The 21,222-nt window shown below is 37.7% G+C and carries 12 protein-coding genes and 6 tRNA genes; 10 read left to right on the forward strand and 8 right to left on the reverse strand.

The window, feature by feature from the left end:
* Positions 1-2,430: 2,430 nt before the first annotated feature.
* Positions 2,431-3,339 carry an AraC family transcriptional regulator gene (locus tag K5X82_08205; GenBank protein QZT38872.1) on the reverse strand — a complete coding sequence of 303 codons (909 nt, stop codon included), beginning with the start codon at positions 3,337-3,339 and terminating at the stop codon, positions 2,431-2,433.
* Positions 3,340-3,453: 114 nt separating this feature from the next.
* Here K5X82_08205 and K5X82_08210 point away from each other — a divergent pair, with 114 nt between their 5' ends.
* The 3 genes from K5X82_08210 (at position 3,454) to rhaD (ending at position 7,784) form a co-directional block, all read left to right on the forward strand.
* On the forward strand, positions 3,454-5,241 hold the full coding sequence (locus tag K5X82_08210; protein ID QZT38873.1) for an L-fucose isomerase: 1,788 nt from the start codon (positions 3,454-3,456) through the stop codon (positions 5,239-5,241).
* Positions 5,242-5,429: 188 nt separating this feature from the next.
* Positions 5,430-6,902 (forward strand): L-fuculokinase, encoded by a 1,473-nt coding sequence (gene fucK, locus K5X82_08215; protein QZT38874.1) that lies wholly within the window; start codon positions 5,430-5,432, stop codon positions 6,900-6,902.
* Between the two features lie 93 nt (positions 6,903-6,995).
* On the forward strand, positions 6,996-7,784 hold the full coding sequence (gene rhaD, locus K5X82_08220; protein QZT38875.1) for a rhamnulose-1-phosphate aldolase: 789 nt from the start codon (positions 6,996-6,998) through the stop codon (positions 7,782-7,784).
* A gap of 264 nt (positions 7,785-8,048) precedes the next feature.
* Here rhaD and K5X82_08225 read toward each other — a convergent pair whose 3' ends face one another.
* Entirely contained in the window at positions 8,049-13,457 is a 5,409-nt protein-coding gene (locus K5X82_08225) for a leucine-rich repeat protein (protein QZT38876.1), read from the reverse strand.
* Positions 13,458-14,131: 674 nt separating this feature from the next.
* Here K5X82_08225 and K5X82_08230 point away from each other — a divergent pair.
* From K5X82_08230 to K5X82_08240, 3 genes are all read left to right on the forward strand, one after another.
* A complete protein-coding gene (locus tag K5X82_08230) occupies positions 14,132-14,695 on the forward strand; it encodes a Crp/Fnr family transcriptional regulator (GenBank protein ID QZT38877.1) in 564 nt (187 codons plus the stop codon).
* Positions 14,696-15,020: 325 nt separating this feature from the next.
* Positions 15,021-15,623, forward strand: coding sequence for an NAD(P)H-dependent oxidoreductase (locus tag K5X82_08235; protein ID QZT38878.1), 603 nt, complete (start codon positions 15,021-15,023; stop codon positions 15,621-15,623).
* On the forward strand, positions 15,613-16,104 hold the full coding sequence (locus K5X82_08240) for a hypothetical protein (GenBank protein QZT38879.1): 492 nt from the start codon (positions 15,613-15,615) through the stop codon (positions 16,102-16,104). Before K5X82_08235 ends, K5X82_08240 begins: the two co-directional genes overlap by 11 nt.
* Positions 16,105-16,220: 116 nt before the next feature.
* Here K5X82_08240 and K5X82_08245 read toward each other — a convergent pair.
* From K5X82_08245 to K5X82_08270, 6 genes are all read right to left on the reverse strand, one after another.
* A tRNA-Ser gene (locus K5X82_08245) sits at positions 16,221-16,308 on the reverse strand.
* Positions 16,309-16,336: 28 nt separating this feature from the next.
* A tRNA-Pro gene (locus tag K5X82_08250) sits at positions 16,337-16,411 on the reverse strand.
* Between the two features lie 6 nt (positions 16,412-16,417).
* Positions 16,418-16,502, reverse strand: a tRNA-Ser gene (locus tag K5X82_08255).
* A gap of 28 nt (positions 16,503-16,530) precedes the next feature.
* A tRNA-Ser gene (locus K5X82_08260) sits at positions 16,531-16,615 on the reverse strand.
* A gap of 46 nt (positions 16,616-16,661) precedes the next feature.
* Positions 16,662-16,734, reverse strand: a tRNA-Trp gene (locus K5X82_08265).
* 6 nt (positions 16,735-16,740) lie between these two features.
* Positions 16,741-16,825, reverse strand: a tRNA-Ser gene (locus K5X82_08270).
* Positions 16,826-17,336: 511 nt separating this feature from the next.
* Between K5X82_08270 and K5X82_08275 the strand changes: the two genes are divergently transcribed.
* The 4 genes from K5X82_08275 (at position 17,337) to K5X82_08290 (ending at position 21,094) form a co-directional block, all read left to right on the forward strand.
* Positions 17,337-17,609 (forward strand): HU family DNA-binding protein, encoded by a 273-nt coding sequence (locus K5X82_08275; GenBank protein ID QZT38880.1) that lies wholly within the window; start codon positions 17,337-17,339, stop codon positions 17,607-17,609.
* A 122-nt stretch (positions 17,610-17,731) separates the two neighbouring features.
* Positions 17,732-18,415, forward strand: a complete 684-nt coding sequence (locus K5X82_08280) for an RNA methyltransferase (protein QZT38881.1) — start codon at positions 17,732-17,734, stop codon at positions 18,413-18,415.
* Positions 18,416-18,431: 16 nt separating this feature from the next.
* Complete coding sequence (locus tag K5X82_08285; GenBank protein ID QZT38882.1) at positions 18,432-19,142, forward strand: LytTR family DNA-binding domain-containing protein; 711 nt, start codon at positions 18,432-18,434, stop codon at positions 19,140-19,142.
* 8 nt (positions 19,143-19,150) lie between these two features.
* Positions 19,151-21,094: a dipeptidyl peptidase 3 gene (locus K5X82_08290; GenBank protein QZT38883.1), complete on the forward strand. Its 1,944-nt coding sequence runs from the start codon at positions 19,151-19,153 to the stop codon at positions 21,092-21,094.
* Positions 21,095-21,222 lie beyond the last annotated feature (128 nt).

Below are 21,222 nucleotides of genomic sequence, written 5' to 3' on the forward strand. Positions count from 1 at the left end.
AGTATTCATCTGCGTAGGTTGCATCACGAGCATATTGCCCTATAGTAGGGTTGACACATGATGCCGAGCGAAGCTCGGCGTTCCCAGCGGTTGTCCCATTCTTGCACTTCAACCAGATCAGTGGGAATGCGTCCAATCCATCCAATCCGTGACTAAAATTTAGACGCGAGCATCGCGCCTCTACATGGTACTTTTCCCTTTCCACCACAACCAATAATAAAAGATCCTAATCCCACCTTTCTTCGTCTCTTCTCCCACCCTCCTTCGACCCTCCTCCCTCTATTGTTCATATATCCTTCACATATTGGTCATATATTGCTCACCCTTCCTCCACATTTTTAGTGACAAAAGCATAATCAATATATGAACAATGGATATGCAATATGTGACCAAGAGTCGAAGGAGGGTGGGAGGAGACACGAAGGAGGGTACTACCATCTACCTACATTCATATACTGTCGTCAACTCCATGGCATTGGATTACAAATATCTCTTCCATACCATTAAACGGGCATATTCGATCACGTAATAAACACCTATCGTAAATATAATTACCAGAAACAGACGTCCCTCTCTAGCCATTAAAATCATACCCCCAACAAAATGACAAACAGTAGGTTAAGTTACCCTTAAGTTACCCTTCCCTTACCTCCACTCGACTAAAAGGTAACTTAAGGGTAAAGAAACCGTCTCTTAACTGTGATTTAAATATAGGCTTGACACGTCTTAAAAAGAGAGAGCTTTTAGTACATTGTTGCAATAATGTGGGTTCGAAACAATGATATTGCCAACGCTGGGAATGTCGAGCTGGAGCTCTGCGTTCCCAGTAATTGTCTCATCCACATCAACAAAGATCCGTCTAATCCGTGGCTATAATACATATTTGATCTACTGGGCCGGACTTTCAGCCCTTGAATGTAGGTGAGTGGAGCTAACCCAAGGCTCCATTCCATATTCAGAGCTAAAGCACTTCATTTCCATTCCACCATTGGGCTAGATTCGGTTTCCCTTGCAGGGAAAGTTGAAGTATCGATATAGACGCGTGCATCGCGCCTCTACGTGGTCATAACCATAAAAAGATCTGTTTCATCTGTCTAATCTGTTTCATCAGTGTGCTATCCTTGCGATTCAACACCTACATGAAGCAATACTAAGTTGTTGCTCTCCTGACACACGATGCCGAGGGGCAGCACCCCGTTCCCAGCGGTTGTCTCATCCACACCAACAAAGATCCGTGAAAATCCGTCTAATCCGTGGCTATAATACATATTTGATCTACTGGGCCGGACTTTCAGCCCTTGAATGTAGGTGAGTGGAGCTAACCCAAGGCTCCATTCCATATTCAGAGCTAAAGCACTTCATTTCCATTCCACCATTGGGCTAGATTCGGTTTCCCTTTCAGGGAAAGTTGAAGTATCGATATAGACGCGAGCATCGCGCCTCTACGTGGTCATAACCATAAAAAGATCTGTTTCATCTGTGTGCTATCCTTGCGATTCAACACCTCCATGAAGCAATACTAAGTTGTCGCTCTCCTGACAGACGATGCCGAGCTGGAGCTCAGCGTTCCCAGTGGTTGTCCCATCCACATCAACAAAGATCCGTGATAATCCGTCTAATCCGTGGCTATAATACATATTTGATCTACTGGGCCGGACTTTCAGCCCTTGAATGTAGGTGAGTGGAGCTAACCCAAGGCTTCATTCCATATTCAGAGCTAAAGCACTTCATTTCCATTCCACCATTGGGCTAGATTCGGTTTCCCTTTCAGGGAAAGTTGAAGTATCGATATAGACGCGAGCATCGCCACTCTACGTAGTCATAACCATAAAAAGATCTGTTTCATCTGTCTAATCTGTCTCATCAGTGTGCTATCCTTGCGATTCAACACCTCCATGAAGCAAGACTAAGTTGTTGCTCTCCTGATACACGATACCGAGGGGCAGCACCCCGTTCCCAGCTGTTGTCGCTCTCTTCTACATCAACAAAGATCTGTGAAAATCCGTCTAATCCGTGGCTATAATACATATTTGATCTACTGGGCCGGACTTTCAGCCCTTGAATGTAGGTGAGTGGAGCTAACCCAAGGCTCCATTCCATATTCAGAGCTAAAGCACTTCATTTCCATTCCACCATTGGGCTAGATTCGGTTTCCCTTTCAGGGAAAGTTGAAGTATCGATATAGACGCGAGCATCGCCACTCTACGTAGTCATAACCATAAAAAGATCTGTTTCATCTGTCTAATCTGTCTCATCAGTGTGCTATCCTTGCGATTCAACACCTACATGAAGCAATACTAAGTTGTTGCTCTCCTGATACACGATGCCGAGCTGGAGCTCAGCGTTCCCAGCGGTTGTCCCATCCACATCAACGAAGATCTGTTTCATCTGTGTGCTATCCTTGCGATTCAAGACTTCCATGAAGCACTGTTACTGCAAACCGAACTGTCTACGATATTTGGCGGGAGACTGGGTGGTGTGTTGTTTAAATATTCTTGAAAAGTGGTAGCGGTCCGCAAAGCCGCAGAGGATGGCAATTTCATCGATGGTCTTTTCGGAGTGATGCAGTAAGATGCAGGCATGATCTATTCGTTTCTTCTTGACGAATTGTTGTGGAGAGATGCCTGTTTCTTCTTTAAAAAGCCGTGTGAAGGCATTGGTGGACATACGTGCTTCACTTGCCAGGATTGGGTTGGTGAGGTCTTCTGAGATATTCTGATCCAAATAGTTCATCACCTGAATAATACGGTAATCTTTACTTATTAACAGCCATTTGTCTTGAGGGAGTTCAAATAATAGGTCGGTAATCATCGATCGTATGGCTAGGTTGGTATGAAAACTAAAATGGGTATTATAGAGCAATACTTGATCCTTGATTGTGTCGAGTTTCTCTTTGATATGTGGGGTTAGTTTCAGAAAAAAGACTTCAGGAGAGACACTATCGTAAGGCATCCCTAGGTTAAAATGGATAAAAAGATGACAGATGGTATCCAATGATTTTTTGGATGTTCTGACATTATCTAGATCGATCCTATTTCCCTCTAAAGCGTAGCCCACTTTAGGGATGGGGTGATGAAACATTCGGGTGGCATAAGAGGTGTTTGGAGCGATCATTACGATCTCATCAGGCGATAACTGATGCTCTTGTCCATTATATATTATGGAGGCCCCAGAACGACTGTTGTGATATATTCTCCAGTAGGGAAAAGAGAGCTCTTGAAACTCCCAATGACGCAACCACCAATACCTACAACAGAGTAGATGCAGGTCATAACTAGGAAAATGTTGATGGATATCGGATGGATCACCAATATCGGGTATCTTTTTAAATGCTTCCATATCGCGGATGTTTCAAACAGATATAAAAATAGTAAAATTATCCATTTTATACTTAGACAGAGATGACCAACTTTACATTAAAATTAACATGACAAATATTTAAACTTTTTTCTGATGGGTAATCGATTGATTGGAGATCTTCCAAAGGTAGGTATCAGACCTGTAATTGACGGTCGTGAACGCGGTGTTAGAGAGTCATTAGAGACTCAGGTTATGGAACTTGCAAAGGCAGCAGCGAAATTTATTGAGGAGAATATTCGTTTTGCTAGCGGCGAAAAGGTAACATGTGTTATTGCCGATAGTTGCATTGGAGGAGTGGCAGAAGCAGCCATGTGTGCCAATAAATTCAAAAGAGAGAATGTTGGTGTCTCATTGACTGTCACCCCTTGCTGGTGTTATGGTACAGAGGTAATGGATACAGATCCACTGATCCCTAAAGCCGTTTGGGGCTTTAATGGAACGGAGCGCCCTGGTGCTGTTTACCTAGCTGCAGCGTTGGCTGGATATACCCAGAAAGGTCTACCTACTTTCGGTATCTATGGAAAAGATGTTCAAGATGCTGGAGATACAACCATACCTGAAGATGTACGCGAAAAGGTTTTACGTTTTGTGAAGTCTGGTTTGGCTGTAGCACAGATGAATGGTAAATCATATTTGTCGGTGGGTTATAGCTCTATGGGTATTGCAGGCTCTATGGTTGACTCAAATTTTATGCAAGACTACTTAGGTATTCGCGCAGAGTTTGTTGAGTCGGTGGAGATCCTTAGACGTATCGATGAAGGAGTCTATGATGAACAGGAGTATGAAAAGGCTTTGGCATGGACTAAAAAGCACTGTAAAGAGGGGTTAGATAGAAATAAAGAACACAACAAGGTAGACCAAGCACGCAAAGATAAAGAGTGGGAAACCGTGGTAAAGATGACCCTTATCTGTAAGGATATGATGGTCGGAAATCCAAAGTTAATAGAGAAAGGATATAGAGAAGAGGGGTTAGGAAGAAATGCTATTGTTGGTGGTTTCCAAGGACAAAGACAGTGGACCGATTATCAACCTAACGCAGACTTCACTGAAGCTATTATGAACTCGTCATTCGATTGGAATGGTATTCGTCAAGCATTTGTTTTTGCGACAGAGAACGACAGTTTAAACGGCATCAGTATGTTGTTTGGACATCTGTTAACCAATACGTCACAGATCTTCTCTGATGTAAGAACTTATTGGAGTCCAGATGCAGTAGAACGTGTTACTGGCAAAGCGCTTGAGGGCATTGCTTCGGGAGGGGTTATCCATCTTATTAACTCAGGATCGACTACGCTTGATGCTACAGCACAGCAAAGAGATGTGAACGGGGAGCCTGCTATGAAACCTTATTGGGAGATCACCGAGGAGGAAGCACAGAGATGTTTGGATAATACACAGTGGCCACAAGCCGACAGAGAGTATTTCCGTGGCGGAGGTTACTCCTCACTATTTAAAACAGAAGGAAAGATGCCTGTGACGATGTCTCGTTTGAACATTGTGAAAGGGTTAGGTCCAGTACTACAGATAGCAGAGGGATGGACTGTTGAACTACCTGATGATATCCATCGTGTCTTGGATGAAAGAACCAATCCAACTTGGCCTACGACATGGTTTGTGCCAAGAGTAAATGGAGCGGGCGCATTTAAAGATGTGTATAGTGTTATGGCCAACTGGGGTGCCAATCATGGTGCGATCAGCTATGGACATATTGGTGCGGATTTGATCACTTTGGCTTCGATATTACGTATTCCAGTGAATATGCATAATGTGGAAGAGGGACAGATATTCCGCCCAAGTGCATGGTCATCATTTGGAGAAGAGAAAGAGGGTGCAGACTATAGAGCGTGCCAGAATTATGGTCCTCTATATGGAATAAAATAAATTGATTTGACAATATAGGCTCTCTTGTTATTGAATGCTCTCTTCTGTTTTTATTACGGTTGTTCGTTGAACAATCGGTTATTGGGGAATAGATGATTTTCGAAGAGAAAAAGGATATTATAGCCTGCGTTGGAGTAGTCCAAAGCACTATATTTCAACAACAGAGAGCCTAGTTATATTTTCTTCTTATGAACGGAAAAGAGATAGCCATTGTTTTCGATTGTGGTGCTACGAATGTAAAGGTGGTGGCCATGGATATTGATGGCCATATTGTTGCCTCTCATTCGATGTCTAATGAAACGGATAAAGACCCCTTTTTTGAGGGGGGTATTATTTGGGATATGGAGAAGCTGTGGGGGAAACTTTGTAGCCTATCTAAGATGGTGATGGAAGAGATAGACACTAGTCGTATCGTTGGGGTGACGGTGACGACTTTTGGTGTGGATGGCACGCTTGTGGATGAGGGAGGAGACCCTTTATATCCAATTATATCGTGGCAATGTCCACGTACGACATCGATCATGGAGCGTATCGATAAATATATGCCTCTCGAAAAGGTATATGAGATTAGCGGAGTCTATCCATACGCCTTTAATACCATTAATAAGTTGATTTGGTTTAAAGAGAATAGAGCAGAATTATTGGATAGCTCTAGTCGCTTTCTTTTTATTCCATCGATTCTAAGTTCAAAGCTTACTGGGGTATTAAAAAATGACGCGACCATGCTTGGAACCTCAATGATGGGGGATATTGGTCAAAGAGCTTGCTCAGATTCGATCTGTAGAACCCTCGGTGTGGACCCCGATATTTTTGGGGAGATCGCGGAACCTGGAGAGAGAGCTGGGGCTGTTACCCAAGAGGCAGAAGCATTGACCGGCATACCTAAAGACGTTCCTGTCTTTATGGCTGGCCATGACACACAGTTCGCATTGATTGGATCAGGAGCGAAAGTAAATCAACCTGTATTAAGCTCTGGAACATGGGAAATTCTGATGACAAGAAGTCAGTCACAAACGGCCTCTATACGTGAATTAGAGCATGGTATTACTACTGAGCTGGATGCAGAAAAGGGGATCTATAACATTGGTCAAAATTGGATTGGCTCTGGGGTACTAGAATGGTTCTCAAAGCAGTTCTATAGAGATATTGACAAAGAAGATCTTTATAACCGTATGGTGACGGATGCGGAATTGGTTGCGGTTGGTTCGAATGGAGTGACGGTAGGGCCTGATTTTTATACAAACAGTTCAGGGAGATCACACGGTGCCATTCAAGGGTTGACAATCGCTACCGATAGAGCAGAACTATATCGTGCTTTTCTGGAGGGACTCTCTTTCCGATTACGAGAGGGGCTGGAGGCACTAGAGAAGGCAGGTGGTTTTACGGCAGAGAAGATTATATGTGTAGGTGGAGGTTCAAAAAACAGATTATGGAATCAGCTTCGAGCGGATATTTGTAATCGCCCAATCCAACTTATCGATCAAAAAGAGACGACAGTATTAGGGGCATCGATGGTGGTTTTTGTAGGATCTAAAGTTTTCGAAACCATAGATATGATCAGAGAATATATTGACTATAAACCACAAGTTATTTTGCCTAGCCACAACCATAAGGAGTATGATATGTTGTATCAACAATATCGTATGGAGAGAGACAACTAAGTGTTGTTGAATGTAGGAATTGGGCTGAAAAAGGGAACAAATAACACTCTTACATACAGTCTATTTAGATAAATTAGAAAAATATTAAAGACAATGAATATTTTACCAACTTCGGTTCAAGAAGAGATAAATAAGGTCTCGCAGATTGCAGGCTACCTGTGGCAGAGAGAGTGGGCAGAGAGAAATGCTGGGAATATATCGATAGACTTAACGGATCTTGTTTCGGCAAACGATTGGCGTGAAGCGAGTGAGGTGATTGCATTTGAATTTCCTAAAGAGGCCGCAGGTGCAGTTATCTTTGTTTCTGGAACAGGATGTCATTTGAGACACCTTGTGGACAGAGTGGAAGAGGTGGCTTGTATTATTGTGATCAATGATAAAGCAGATGGATATACGATTGTGTGGGGAGGAAAGAAGAAGAACTTTAGACCTACCTCGGAGTTGATATCTCATGTAAAAATTCATCTTCATAATAGGGTAAACAAACCTTCTCATAAAGCCATTGTTCATACCCACCCTATTGAACTGATTGTGATGAGTCACCATCCGCTATTTAAAGAGGAAGAGAAGCTGAACCACAGCCTTTGGAAGATGTGTCCAGAGATTCGGGTTTTTGTACCACAAGGGGTGGATTGTACTCCTTACGTCTTATCTGGAACAGAAGCACTGGCAGATATCACTATAAAAGGGTTGGAGAATCGTGATGTGGTGCTATGGGAAAAGCATGGTGCTTTAGCTACAGGAGAAGATGTAGAGGTGGCATTCGATTATATTGATGTGGCCAATAAAGGGGCAAAATTACTTCTAACGGCCTGGAGTGCTGGCTTTGAACCTGTAGGTTTATCTGATGATGAATTAGCCGAATTAGAAGCTTTGATCTAATCCTATCTTTATTTAAAACATTGTACCTCAAGGACTCTATTTATAAAGTTCTTGAAGTACATCCCCGTTTCTCTTCGTTATACGCGACTCTCATAATCATATGGTGATGGGTTCTCTGTTCTTTTATTTAAAGACTCTATACACAGATGGTTTTCAAAAGCAATAAAGACTGAAAGTTTCCCATTCAATACAACTAAATATTAAACAGAAAGGAGGTGCTCAAATGTGGCACCTCCTATTATAGACAACAAACTTAGTTCAACCCTATCGTTTGATCAGTTTCTTCACTGTTGTTTGATTGTCTGATTTTATTTGTACGATATATAGGCCAGAAGGAAGTTGATCAATTGCGATCATTTCTCCTTCGTTATACTGTGTACTATCATATACAACGGTTCCTGTTATCGACATAATTAGTACTCGATTATTTCCGATGCCTAATCCATCAACACGAATGAAGTTAGATGCTGGGTTTGGATAAACTCTAACTTCTGCTGTTTGTTGTTGAACAACTGGAGTCGAAGCATCTCTACCATACACCTCTAACTCGTAAATACGTACGTCATCATCCTGGGCACAACCAATAAATCGGAATCTTACGTACTGTGCATTCACCTCATTTTCTAATTCAATGGAATGAATGTTTTCTGCAGAGACATCTGTTTTTGCTGCTACTTCAGTCCAGTCTGCATTGTCAGTACTAACTTCAATTTTATACGACTGAATATTATAGCCTGGAGCTTCGAATAAACATGCATCATAAATATAAAAACTTTTTAATAGATATGATTTCCCTAAATCAAGCGTTCTTATTACTTCTTCACCCTTCGCCGCAACTAGACACCATTGCTCACTTTTCTGCGTTCCATAAGAACCATCATTTAAATATTTCACATAACGATTATAAGAATAATTTTTCTCTAGGACCTCTTTGTTTAAAGCAACATTCCAGTAACCTTTAGGTTTTTGCACATGATACTCTCCATCAATTTTGATTTCATAGATATTGATATCACTATTTTGGCTGTTTGGTTTTAATGTTACTTTCACATATCTACCACTTACTGGATTGGATGTTCTATTCCAGAATTTTATATTGGATATATCATTAACCCACTCTTCCGATTGTCTTGTCCAATCCGTTCCATTATCACTAGTCTCAATACGATATGCAGCTGCATTTGTGTTGTTAGTACCATCTACTCCTCGGTCCATAATTGTCACATTATAGATCCAATAATCTTTATTCAGATCCAATACAACAGATGATTCTGTCGTTGCACTAGATGTCCAGTACTCTCCATTAGCATTTGTGTCGTTGGTCAAGTACTCTAACCCTGTGTCGTTGGTGTCTGTTGAAGTAGCACTCTTAACTAATGCAATATTTCTAGTTGCAGCAGACTGTACATCCACGTAAATAGGATAAATGAATTCCTCATCCCCTTTAGTTATGACAAGTTCAATCTTACCTTGTTTTATTTCTTTTGCCAGTGCAGTTGCATCCAGTGAGATAGAAGCATCTGTCACATCATAACGACTTACTTCGAAGTCAGTACTTCTTAATGAGACTTCTTGTTTTGACAATGCTCCCTTTAGCATTTTATAGTCTAACGAAATAACTACGCTTTGCCCTACCTTACAACTGTATTGATTATTGTTAGGAACTAAGCACAGATTTAGGTTATTCTCTTCAGCAATATATTTAGTTGTACTCCAAGAAGACTCCTTCTTATATTTTGTCAGAGTTCCTTCAGGAACAAAGAAAACTGGTCTGTCTCCGAAACAACCACCAATCGTATCATTTAAATTATATTTGTTTGGCAAGTTTGATTTTAAATTATAAAATACTCCTTGACCTCTATGAGATATTGCAGAAGAGCTAAACGTAATAGTTGCATCAGGAATAACATAATTTAATGTTCCTAGCCCACTTAACGCATACTCTCCAATATACTTTATTGTAGAAGGTAGAATAATTTGATGAGAGATATGAGAGCAATCCCAAAATGCATCATATTCTAAACGAACAAGATTAGGAGGGAATACTATAGACTCTATAATCGATTCTGCAAAAGCATCCTTTCCAATTACCGTTAGATATAAAGCACTCTCACAGTTTACATGATTGGTTGCATTTTTTAATAAAATGTGTTCTCCGTCATTTGCTCCCCCTCGTATTCTTAAGACTTTTTTATTATCAATAAGATTCGGAATATCAAGTGTTTCTTTACCTCCAATATAACCAAGAATTTCAATACCCTCGACTGTATTAGCATCAGGTGTTTCTTGGTATGAATAGTCATTTACTATGAAATTATCTACGACATAGTCTTTAAATACTCTTCGATCATCCCAAGCAGCGATATATTTATCATAGGCATCTGCTTTAACTAATACGGGGTAACTTGCAGTGTTAATATTCGATTTATCCACAGGAACATCAGCTTTAAATCGTAAAGCAACTACATTAGTCTTCTCGAATGCCTTCTCTCCTATGACTATAACATTTTCTGGAATATCTACTATGCCACTTAGTCCTGTTTCACTAAACGCTGCCGTTTCGATATTTTTAAGACTAGATGGTAATTTGATCGATTTTAACTCCGTAATCCCAGAGAATAACTTCTCTTTGATATTTACTAGGGACGTAGCTTGAGTTGCATCTATAGACACACCATTAGTGTAGGTAGACGTAGCAAAGAAATGGTCTGTTCCTTTTGATAATTCTAAAACATCTACACCATCAATAGATGCAGGAATGACGATAGGATTTTCACTTCCTTTATATCCAACAACTCTTACACCATCAACTCCATCCACTTGAACACTCTCTGTCAACCATTGCTTGTCAGCACTTAGGGTTCCTTGTTCCTCAATTAAAGGTAGCGTTTGCCAAACAGGATGTGCTTGGTATGCTACTAATGATCCTTTAGGGACAACAACTTTTGCATTGGAAGGAAGTGATAACGATATAACATCGTGTGCCGTTGTTTTTTTGACTTTCAACAACGATAGTTCACTAAATGGATTAGCTAAGGTATTCAGACTTGGAAAGTCATTTGGCACGATCAAAATGTCTGCAATACAATTACTCAGCCAGTTTTCTGCGACACTCTTTACAGAAGACGGAAGCGTATAACTCTTGGGGAAAGTTACCTTATAGAAGGCATTGCTTTCGATTGAAATTTCTGTAGGTTTTGCAGGAAAAATCATTCCATTACTCACATTTAAAGACGAAAATGCATATTTACCAATCTTCTTTAGACTAGTAGCTTTAGATATATCTAAACTTATAGGATCTTCAATAAATGGTCCATTTTTAACTGGAGTATGTGGTTGAACAGTACCAATTGGTATTGGCATTAGAGCAACCCTCTTTGTATTCCTATAGATAAAGGAAGAGTGATATCCTCCTTTAATTGAAATAACAGGTAGTGCATCGATCGTTTTTGGTACAACGATGCTATTGGCATCACCGCGATAACAACTAATTTCATAACCTTTTACACCATCTATTTCAATCTCTTTTCCCCAGAAATCTTGATTTACATCATACGTTGAATTCGAAGAAAGCAATAATCTGTTCCAATTACGATCAGCTTTATAATCATTAATCATATCATCAGGAACCACAAAAACTGTAGAAAATGACCCGCCCAAAACCTGAGGGATCTTATCACTCTTAACTTCTACTGTTTTAGTTTTATACGAAGTAAAAGGCACAAAAATTGTTTCTATTTTACTTCCTAACACGACTTTTTCAATGTCTTCATTTTTATCAAAAACGGCGTGCTCCATGAAAAGAAGATTATCGGGTAGAACTATTTCTCCAGATAAAGATGCTGCGTAGAATGCTTCTTCTCTAATTTCTTTTAATTGGTCGTTAAACACAATCTCTTCTAAAGCAGTATAACTGAATGCACTCTCTCCAATCAACTCTAAATTAGTTGCTTCAGATAAATCTAATCGGGTGATTTGTGATCTAAATGAATCAAAACCTGATGTACGAATCTCTTTTACATTTATTCCTTCAATCTTAGCAGGAACAGTAACAGTAGAACCATCCTTCCAATAGTAATCTAATGTCAAATATTTGCCATCAGGGGTTTCATGAATCCTATAAGACCAATCAGAATCATTATATAATTTTATTGATATTGAATCGTTTGTATTTCCAGATCTATTGGACGCAACAAACCTTTCAAGTCTAACTGACATCTCTTTGACATCTACTGTTTTCGTTAAACTTAATGTGTAGTTTGCACCACTTCCGACAAGATTTGATACCTTTCCATTAGTAACAGCGAAGTCAGTAGTTTCAAGACCAACAACTTCTTCATCAAAATTGACATTCACATCCAGTGTTTGCCCATTACGAATATTAAAAGAGCTACTAGCCAATGTTGCAACAGGTTTCTTTGTGCTTGTTGGGTTGAAGTCATAAGAAGCTGTAGCCGTGAAGTTTCCAGCAATATCAGCCACCTTGTTATCTAACAACGTGATTTGATAATCATTGCTGTTATTTGACTTAAGGTAAGTCAATTCATATTTAGATCCACTTACTTTAACAAGATTCGAAAGTGTTCCATTGATTACATTAAAATCAGTCAACTCAACACCATATACGTTTTCTGAGAAGTTAACTGTAATCTTCTGCTGTTCTCCGTTAAACAGTCCATTAATAGTTGTCTGGAATTGAACAGTTGGAGCAGTCCTATCGACAACAATTTGCTTAAGTCCCATCCAAGCCCCTTCATTGCCATTACGATCGATAGCTTTAGCATCGATAGGGTTTTGACCTTCCTTAAGATTAGATATTTGTGCTGAATAATTTCCATCTTTATCTACACGTACTTGAGCTACATCAACAATCTGATTACTTAAAACTACTGTTGAAAATGGTTCTGCCTTTCCAATTATATCAACAACATCATTAGTGGTAATTAGATCTGTATTACTTTCGCCAGTATCACTTGCAGTCTTTAATTTTAGAACACTTGGTGCATCTGGAGCCACTCGATCAATATATATATTGATATTTCCATGGCCAGATGGGTCAAAACTAGGCCAAGATTGGTCCATCACATAATGAGCTCTAACATTGTATTGACCATCAGGTTTTGATGATAAATCAAAGTTGAACAACCTACTATTGTAATTAAAGTCTGGGATAAACCCAGCAGGAGTACCAGTCTGCAAAAACTTTTTTTGCATTTTTAATGCGCCGTCAGGTTGATATCCAGGATTATCCACTCCTGAATATATCAAGACGGTAACATGAGCATGAGTATCAGTATAATAGACTGCTGACCGTAATCCTGACACATAACCAAATCTATCTGCCATACCCTTTTGCCAAGAAAAACTAATTGGATAGGTATCTACATTTAAAGAATTCAGACTATTTGTCTTTATGAAAATTAATCCATTTTCCACTGTATAAACTTGATCATTCTGTATAAATGGCCCAATAGCTTGTATATATTTTAAATAGCCATCTTCCTTAAATACAGCACTTCTTTCGGGACTATTAGGATCATTATTGGTATAATAATGATAATATTCAGTTTTTTTTGAGTTTCCTTCTGCCCAAAAGTCGGGCCATTCAATAATTTGACCAATCGAATTCTGTACAATCAGAATAGAAACCAATAATAGTAATGTTTTTCTCATAGATCTTTATTTAACATTTGTATTTTGTAAAGAGGATAATCACTACTAATATGCCCTATAACATAGTGACTATCGAACCTATAAGTATATCTCATCACCAAATTATTACACAACACAATTGTTAAAAACACCAAACAAAATCACATACTCTATATTGTTAATTAACATTACACTTCATTAGGTCATTAATAAAACAGAGAGTCTTAGTAATATAAAATACCAATTAAAATACAACGACTCTTCTTTAAATTCATTTCATCAAACAACTATATTATAATTAAATAAATAGATACTTGCATTTACATTATAAGAAAGCAACTTGAACTGCATAACACAATAGAATTAGAGTAATATAATATAAATCTAACTCTCTTTAAATTATTGAATCAGGCTAATAAAAGATATACACATCTTTATTGTTTTATTGCATTGAGAAGTTCAGTATTGGTATATGACTAAGTATTAAAATCAATAAGAATAGACCGTAGATTAATCTACAGATTACAAGGGTTGAAACTGTATTGAAATAATTACTGACATCAAGTGTTCTTGTACACAAAATTCCCTAGTTTTGATGTCATTAATCATGTATTGTGTGATTGCCTAAATGCAAACATTCATAATAAACATGTTCGAATATTTATTACTAATTACAGTACTTAAATTGCATCAATATGTGGAATGATGAAAATCTCCTAGATAAATTAAAAGAGAATCAGGCAGTTTGGATAAAAATAAACTCACTTTTTGTAGAACAAAAAATTGCACCTAAAACATTACTTCTTAGAGAAGGTGAGATTTCCAATAATTTCTTTTTCATTAAAAAGGGATGTTTAAGAGAGTCATCTAATCACGATGGAAAAGACATTACATTTCAATTCTTTTTTGAAGGAGAAGCTGTCGCGTCAATAGATAGTTTTATCGAACAAAAACCAAGCCTATTCAGTATTGAAACAATTGAGCAATCAACCATTCTTCTATTAAAAAGAGAAAACTATCTTAATATATTAAAGAACTTTCCCGATATCCAAAACACATTTCAAGACTTGTTATTTAAACGATTTAGAATCTATGGAGAACTTTTTATATCAAGAATAAAAAACACTCCACAAGAGCTGTATAAAGACTTAATTGATAATCATTCTGAAATCATAAAGCGAATACCTCAGCATTATATTGCTTCATATCTTGGAATTACTCCAATATCTCTCAGTCGAATTAGGAATCGTAAACAGTAAATTATTTTACCAATAATTAATCACATTTTTATGACCAAATTACTATCTAGAACGATAACACTTTTTATTTACTGATATCGCTTCTATTAGTTTATATTACAGTCGTTTAATGAATACAATAGGCTAAACATCATTTTTAAATCAGTTACTCGATTTGCATTGCGTAGTAATAGATGCACACGTTCGTAATCTACAATAATATTTACGAATGTAATTGTAGATTTAATTTATACAATAACTGTACGGACATTTCATTAATTAACAATTGTTATCGTCTAAACATTCCTAAACCATCATTTTTGTGTTATAATTCAATTACATAAAAATGAGAATATTATTAGTATTTAATCATCCTTATGAAGGCAGTTACTGCAATGCAATTCTGGATGCTGTAACTAGAGGACTACTATTAGGAGGTCATGAAGTTGATCTAATTCATTTAGATAAGGACAAGTTTAATCCCGTATTGACATCTCAAGATCTAAAAGCTTTTCGAGATAAACAAGCCATCGATCCTATGGTTCTGAACTATAAAACAAAATTAAAAAAAGCTGATCATGTTATTTTCATATTCCCAATCTGGTGGGAGCTTATGCCAGCAATGATGAAAGGCTTCGTTGATAAAGTTATTTTTCCAGGAGTTGCTTATGACTATACGAATAGTAACAATACAAAAATGAAACCATTATTAATGAAACTAAAGGGTATAACATTAATAACAACAATGAATACCCCTCGAATTCTGTATCATTTATTTTTGGGCAATGCAATAAAAAAAGCATTATTGAGAGGAACTTTTTGGAAGATAGGGTACAAGAATCTTAAATGGATTAGTTTTAACATGGTAAAGCAAACGTCTAACGAGAATCGTGAAAAGTGGCTCCGTAAAATTGAGAAAACGATTAACAAGAGAGTAAATGAAAAGTAACAACTCAAGGTCGATCATCAATATAGGACTAGTTATTTCAAATATTTTATCAATAATCTCAGATTTTCTTTTACAAATAGAATATCACATCGGAAACATCAAGATTGATGATGTAAACCACTATTCTTTGGGGATAAACTATGAAGGATGGATAAGTATACACAAGACATCTATTAGCATACTATCTATTCTGATGATCTTTCATATTATATCACATAGACAGTTCTATAATGTTATCATCAAAAATAGACTTCTTAAAAAAAACAGACATATTCTAATGCTTTCATTTTGTTTTGCTTTAGCTGTAATTACTGGACTTAGTCCATGGCTAATTGAAATATATTTTGGTAGAAATGAAGCATGTAAAATAATAATTGAAATTCATGACAAGATTGCGATAATCTATACAAGTTATCTGATACATCATATCTACATCAAAATGAGAAAATACAAATTAAAAATAGACAAAATGAGGATTTGATATGAATTATTATTTGGATCTTATCTAATACCAAGTGATCCAAAATATTACCTAAACAGTTTTTGTGAATGAGACAAAAACAAAAAAGCTTCAATCGATATGATTGAAGCTTGTTGCGGAGAGAGGGGGATTCGAACCCCCGGTACCCGAATAGAGTACGTCAGTTTAGCAAACTGGTGGTTTCAGCCACTCACCCACCCCTCCTAAAGATGGTTATTTTCAATAAAATATGTCGGGGTACCAGGATTCGAACCTGGGACCCCCTGCTCCCAAAGCAGGTGCGCTAACCGGACTGCGCTACACCCCGAAATTGCGGAGAGAGAGGGATTCGAACCCCCGGTACCTCGCGGTACAATGGTTTTCAAGACCACCGCATTCGACCACTCTGCCATCTCTCCTAATAATACCTCAAACAAAGTCTCCTTGCGGAGAGAGAGGGATTCGAACCCCCGGTACCTCGCGGTACAATGGTTTTCAAGACCACCGCATTCGACCACTCTGCCATCTCTCCAATGTTTATGAAGAGGTATTATCAATTCAATATTTTCAAGAACTCGCACGGGAGGAGAGGCTCGAACTCCCGACACCTGGTTTTGGAGACCAGTGCTCTACCAACTGAGCTACACCCGTATTTTGCGGAGAGAGAGGGATTCGAACCCCCGGTACCTCGCGGTACAATGGTTTTCAAGACCACCGCATTCGACCACTCTGCCATCTCTCCTGAAATGCGGTAGCAAAAGTAGGACTTTTTGTATTACCTGCAAACATATCGTAATATTTTTTTCATGGTTTTTCAATCACTGTTTGCCTAACATTTGGTTATCAAGAAGATTCATTTGAAAAAAAATATTCACTTTTTCACCTCTTAAAATCAAAATAGCAGAAATATCAATAAAAAAGTGAACATTTTGATCAAAATAATGATTACCCTTAAAAAGGAAAACATAAAAACAGATCAATAAGCCCATTGGATGGTAAAAAAAAGCTGATTTTATCATGAACAAGTGAACATTTCTGTAAGAAAACAGTTTTATTAATAGAAAAAGGGTTGAAAACGGGACGTTTCCTTTTGTTTTTTGAAAATATTTATGAAATTTAAGACGTTAATAAATTAATTAAAAGAAGATTATAACCAAAAATGCCCCATTAGAATCTATTTTTCTTTTTTTTAGAATGATTGATTCAACAAAATAGAGCAAATTGTATCTTAACCAATTTTAATATACATAACCATGAACAAAACAGAATTAATTAAAAAGGTTTCTGAAGAAACAGGATTGACAATTAAGGACACAAAGAAAACAGTGGAAGCTTTTCTTAATGCAACCATGGAAACGTTGAAGGAAGAGGACAGACTAATTATTGCTGGATTCGGTTCGTTCTACACTATCGACAGAGAAGCTCGTGAAGTAAGAAACCCTGCAACTGGAAAACCAGTTAAGGTTGAAGCTAAAAGAATTGTTCGTTTCAAAGCTGGACAAGACTTCGGAAACAAGATTAACTAAAAAGATATTTCTTATAGGAATAGAAAGGGAGCACGTGTTGCTCCCTTTTTTATTTTTATCTTTGTGGGTGAATAAAATGAACTTTCAACTTGTACGAATAAAATTCAAAGTAAAGTATTCTTATGAAAGAGATCATCAAACACCTAGAATCGTTTGCAACAGAAGAACGTACCCAGCTATTTGATCGTGTTATCGAAAATAGAACTAAATATCTTACAGTGGTATTAGAAGACATCTTTCAGGCACAAAATGCAAGTGCTGTACTTCGTTCATGCGACTGTTTTGGCATTCAAGATGTACATATCATTGAAAATCAAAATGAATTCTGCATTCATAAAGAGATTGTCATGGGATCGACGAAATGGCTTGATCTTCATAAGTACAATAAACAAGAGAACAACACAAGAGAAGCGATAAGAAGCTTGAAAGCGCAAGGATATCGCATTGTTGCAACTACTCCTCATGAAAAAGATGTATTTTTACATGACTTTGATCTTCATGAAGGGAAAGCCGCTTTGGTTTTTGGAACAGAACTAACAGGAATCTCGGATATTGTAAAAGAGGAGGCGGATGCTTTCATTAAAGTTCCTATGTACGGTTTTACAGAAAGTTTCAATATATCTGTTTGTGCATCGTTGGTTATGCAAGACCTTACAACTCGAATACGTAGAGAAAACGTTGCTTGGCAACTATCGGAAGAGGAGAAAGAAGAGATAAAGTATGAATGGTTAAAACGGTCGATTCGTTCGGCTGATCTGATTATCTCTATGTGGGAAGAAAAAAATAAATTAATATGTAACACCTAATTAAAAGACTACAATCATGCATTGTTTAATCATAGATGACGATCCATTAGTGAGACAAGGACTCACTCGAATGCTTAATAAGGACAATAGAATCTCCAAAATATTTATTGCAGAGGATGGAATTGAGGGCACAAACTTATGGAACGAGCATAAGCAGGTTATCGATTTTCTAATTCTTGATATTGAATTACCTGAGATGACAGGTATTGAGTTTCTTGAATCCATGGAACAAGTACCCCCAGTAATTCTTATTTCATCGAAAGAGAACTATGGGCCAGAAGCATTCGATCATGATTGTGTTGATTATATTTTAAAACCGATAGCCTATCAACGTCTTTCAAAAGCATTAGGACGAGTAGAAAAAGCATTAGCAAAACGATCTAATACAGGTACTATTAAATCAAATAAGATTATGATTAAATCTAACAACACTCATATTCAGTTAGATTTAGATGATATACTTTTTGTTGAATCAGAAGAGAACTATGTTAAGTTTTATACAAACCATACAAATTACATGGTTCATGCAACATTAAAATCTGTACATGAAGAATTACCAAGTGACCGATTCTACAAGATACAGCGTTCTATTGTTGCCAATATTTACAACATTCAACGGATCAGAGGAAATATCATTGAGTTTCAATCAGAGAAGGAGACTTACCAGAAGACTACAACAAAAAAAGAAGAGCTATTAGGCATACTACCTGTGCTAAATAAAAAATAAGCATTATAATGAATAACAACGATTCGTTTCAATACTATATAGAGAAATTTGGGGACACCAAAATTTTAAGATATAAGCTGGAGAACTTCAGTGATCTTAGTTTAAAGCAAAAAGAGTATATCTACTATCTTTCTGAAGCAGCGCTGTGTGGTAGAGATATCTTATGGGATCAGAATGGTAGTGAGAACCTACTGTTACGTCGAACAATGGAATCTATCTTAACACAGAAAGATAGGTTAGATGTCTCAGAAGATCTTTGGGATCGATTCACCACATTCCTAAAGAGGGTATGGTTTGCCAATGGTATCCACCACCACTATTCTATGGATAAATTTGCAGTCCCTTTTGACAAGTCTGAATGGGAGCAACTAGGAAGTGCTGTATTATCTCATCTCACGATTGAAGAGACCGAAAAGTTGGACAAACTGCTTTTTGATAAGAATTACAAAGCCAAAAGAGTATCTCTTGATACTACCACCGATTTGTTAAGCTCTTCAGCAAACAACTATTATCAAGGCGTGACACAAGTCGAAGCGGATAAGTTCTATGAAGATGTAGCTGCAAACGAATTGGAACCGCAACCGTCGAGGGGGTTAAATACCCAACTTATCAAAGATGACAGAGGTAATATTAAAGAGAGGCTTTGGCACCAAGACGGAATGTATGGTACTGCAATTGCCCAAATAACCTATTGGTTGGAGAAAGCTATGACTGTTTGCGAAAACAGCCAACAGGAAGAGTGCTTAGCACTTCTTATCGCCTATTATAAGAGTGGCGATCTACAAACATTTGATCAGTTCAACATCAAATGGGTCAAAGAGCTATCAGGAGAAGTTGACTTTATCAATGGATTCATCGAAGTATACGGAGATGCATTAGGAATGAAGGCAAGTTGGGAATCTGTTGTTCAATATACGGATCATGAAGCATCTAAAAGAACAAAGATAATTAGCGATAATGCACAATGGTTTGAGGACCATTCACCAACAGATCCAGCGCATAAGAAGGAAGAGGTAAAAGGTGTGTCCGCAAAGGTTATTCATGTAGCAATGCTTGGTGGAGATTGTTATCCTGCCACACCTATAGGCATCAACCTTCCGAATGCTGAATGGATTAGAGAGGCCTATGGTTCAAAATCTGTAACTATTGAGAATATCACAGCAGCCTATGACAAAGCATCTAAAGGCTCTGGTTTCTTAACAGAATTTGCATACCATGAATCTGAGATAGCTAATGCAGAGAAGTACGGCTATCTTGGAAGTAATCTTCATACCGACCTTCATGAATGTCTTGGTCACGGTTCAGGTAAAATGTTAGAAGGTGTACCTGTAGATGCTCTAAAAAACTATCACTCGACGCTAGAGGAGGCACGTGCGGACCTTTTTGCGCTTTACTATATAATGGATCCAAAACTTATAGAAGTGGGCTTAATTCCATCTCTAGAGGTCGGCAAAACAGAATATGACAATTACATTAGAAACGGACTACTAACACAACTTGTTCGTGTCGAGCTTGGCAAAGACTTAGAGGAGTCACACATGCGAAATAGACAGCTTATCGCGCAGTGGGCGTACGAATATGGCAAAGAAAACCATGTCATAGAAAAAGTTGTTAAAGAGGGCAAAAGCTTCTTTACCATACGTGACTATGAGAAGTTAAGAGAGTTATTTGGACTTCTGTTAAAAGAGGTACAAAGGATTAAGTCTGAAGGCGATTATAACGCAGGTAAAGCACTTGTAGAGCAATACGCTGTAAAGATAGATAAGGAACTTCACAAAGAGGTCCTTGATCGTTACCAGAAGCTAGAGATTCCTCCGTACGCTGGTTTTCTTAACCCTCAACTTAAACCAAGATATGAAAATGATCAAATCATTGATATCGATATCGATTATGATGAAGACTACACATCACAAATGGTAAGGTATAGCAGTGAATATTCATTTTTAGCATAGAATATATTGGTGTATTGACCAGACTATACTGGTCGATACACTACCCTCTCCCATAACACCAAGCTCTAACATCAATAATCCTTCTATCCCTTATATTTTTAGACGCATGAACCAAACATAAGAGATCA

The sequence above is a fragment of the Prolixibacteraceae bacterium genome (genome assembly GCA_019856515.1).
Classification (GTDB): domain Bacteria; phylum Bacteroidota; class Bacteroidia; order Bacteroidales; family Prolixibacteraceae; genus Halosquirtibacter; species Halosquirtibacter xylanolyticus.

Coding starts and splice junctions, on each gene's coding strand:
- K5X82_08205 (QZT38872.1), bottom strand. CDS start 3,339: ATGGAAGCATTTAAAAAGATACCCGATATTGGTGATCCATCCGATATC.
- K5X82_08210 (QZT38873.1), top strand. CDS start 3,454: ATGGGTAATCGATTGATTGGAGATCTTCCAAAGGTAGGTATCAGACCT.
- fucK (QZT38874.1), top strand. CDS start 5,430: ATGAACGGAAAAGAGATAGCCATTGTTTTCGATTGTGGTGCTACGAAT.
- rhaD (QZT38875.1), top strand. CDS start 6,996: ATGAATATTTTACCAACTTCGGTTCAAGAAGAGATAAATAAGGTCTCG.
- K5X82_08225 (QZT38876.1), bottom strand. CDS start 13,457: ATGAGAAAAACATTACTATTATTGGTTTCTATTCTGATTGTACAGAAT.
- K5X82_08230 (QZT38877.1), top strand. CDS start 14,132: ATGTGGAATGATGAAAATCTCCTAGATAAATTAAAAGAGAATCAGGCA.
- K5X82_08235 (QZT38878.1), top strand. CDS start 15,021: ATGAGAATATTATTAGTATTTAATCATCCTTATGAAGGCAGTTACTGC.
- K5X82_08240 (QZT38879.1), top strand. CDS start 15,613: ATGAAAAGTAACAACTCAAGGTCGATCATCAATATAGGACTAGTTATT.
- K5X82_08275 (QZT38880.1), top strand. CDS start 17,337: ATGAACAAAACAGAATTAATTAAAAAGGTTTCTGAAGAAACAGGATTG.
- K5X82_08280 (QZT38881.1), top strand. CDS start 17,732: ATGAAAGAGATCATCAAACACCTAGAATCGTTTGCAACAGAAGAACGT.
- K5X82_08285 (QZT38882.1), top strand. CDS start 18,432: ATGCATTGTTTAATCATAGATGACGATCCATTAGTGAGACAAGGACTC.
- K5X82_08290 (QZT38883.1), top strand. CDS start 19,151: ATGAATAACAACGATTCGTTTCAATACTATATAGAGAAATTTGGGGAC.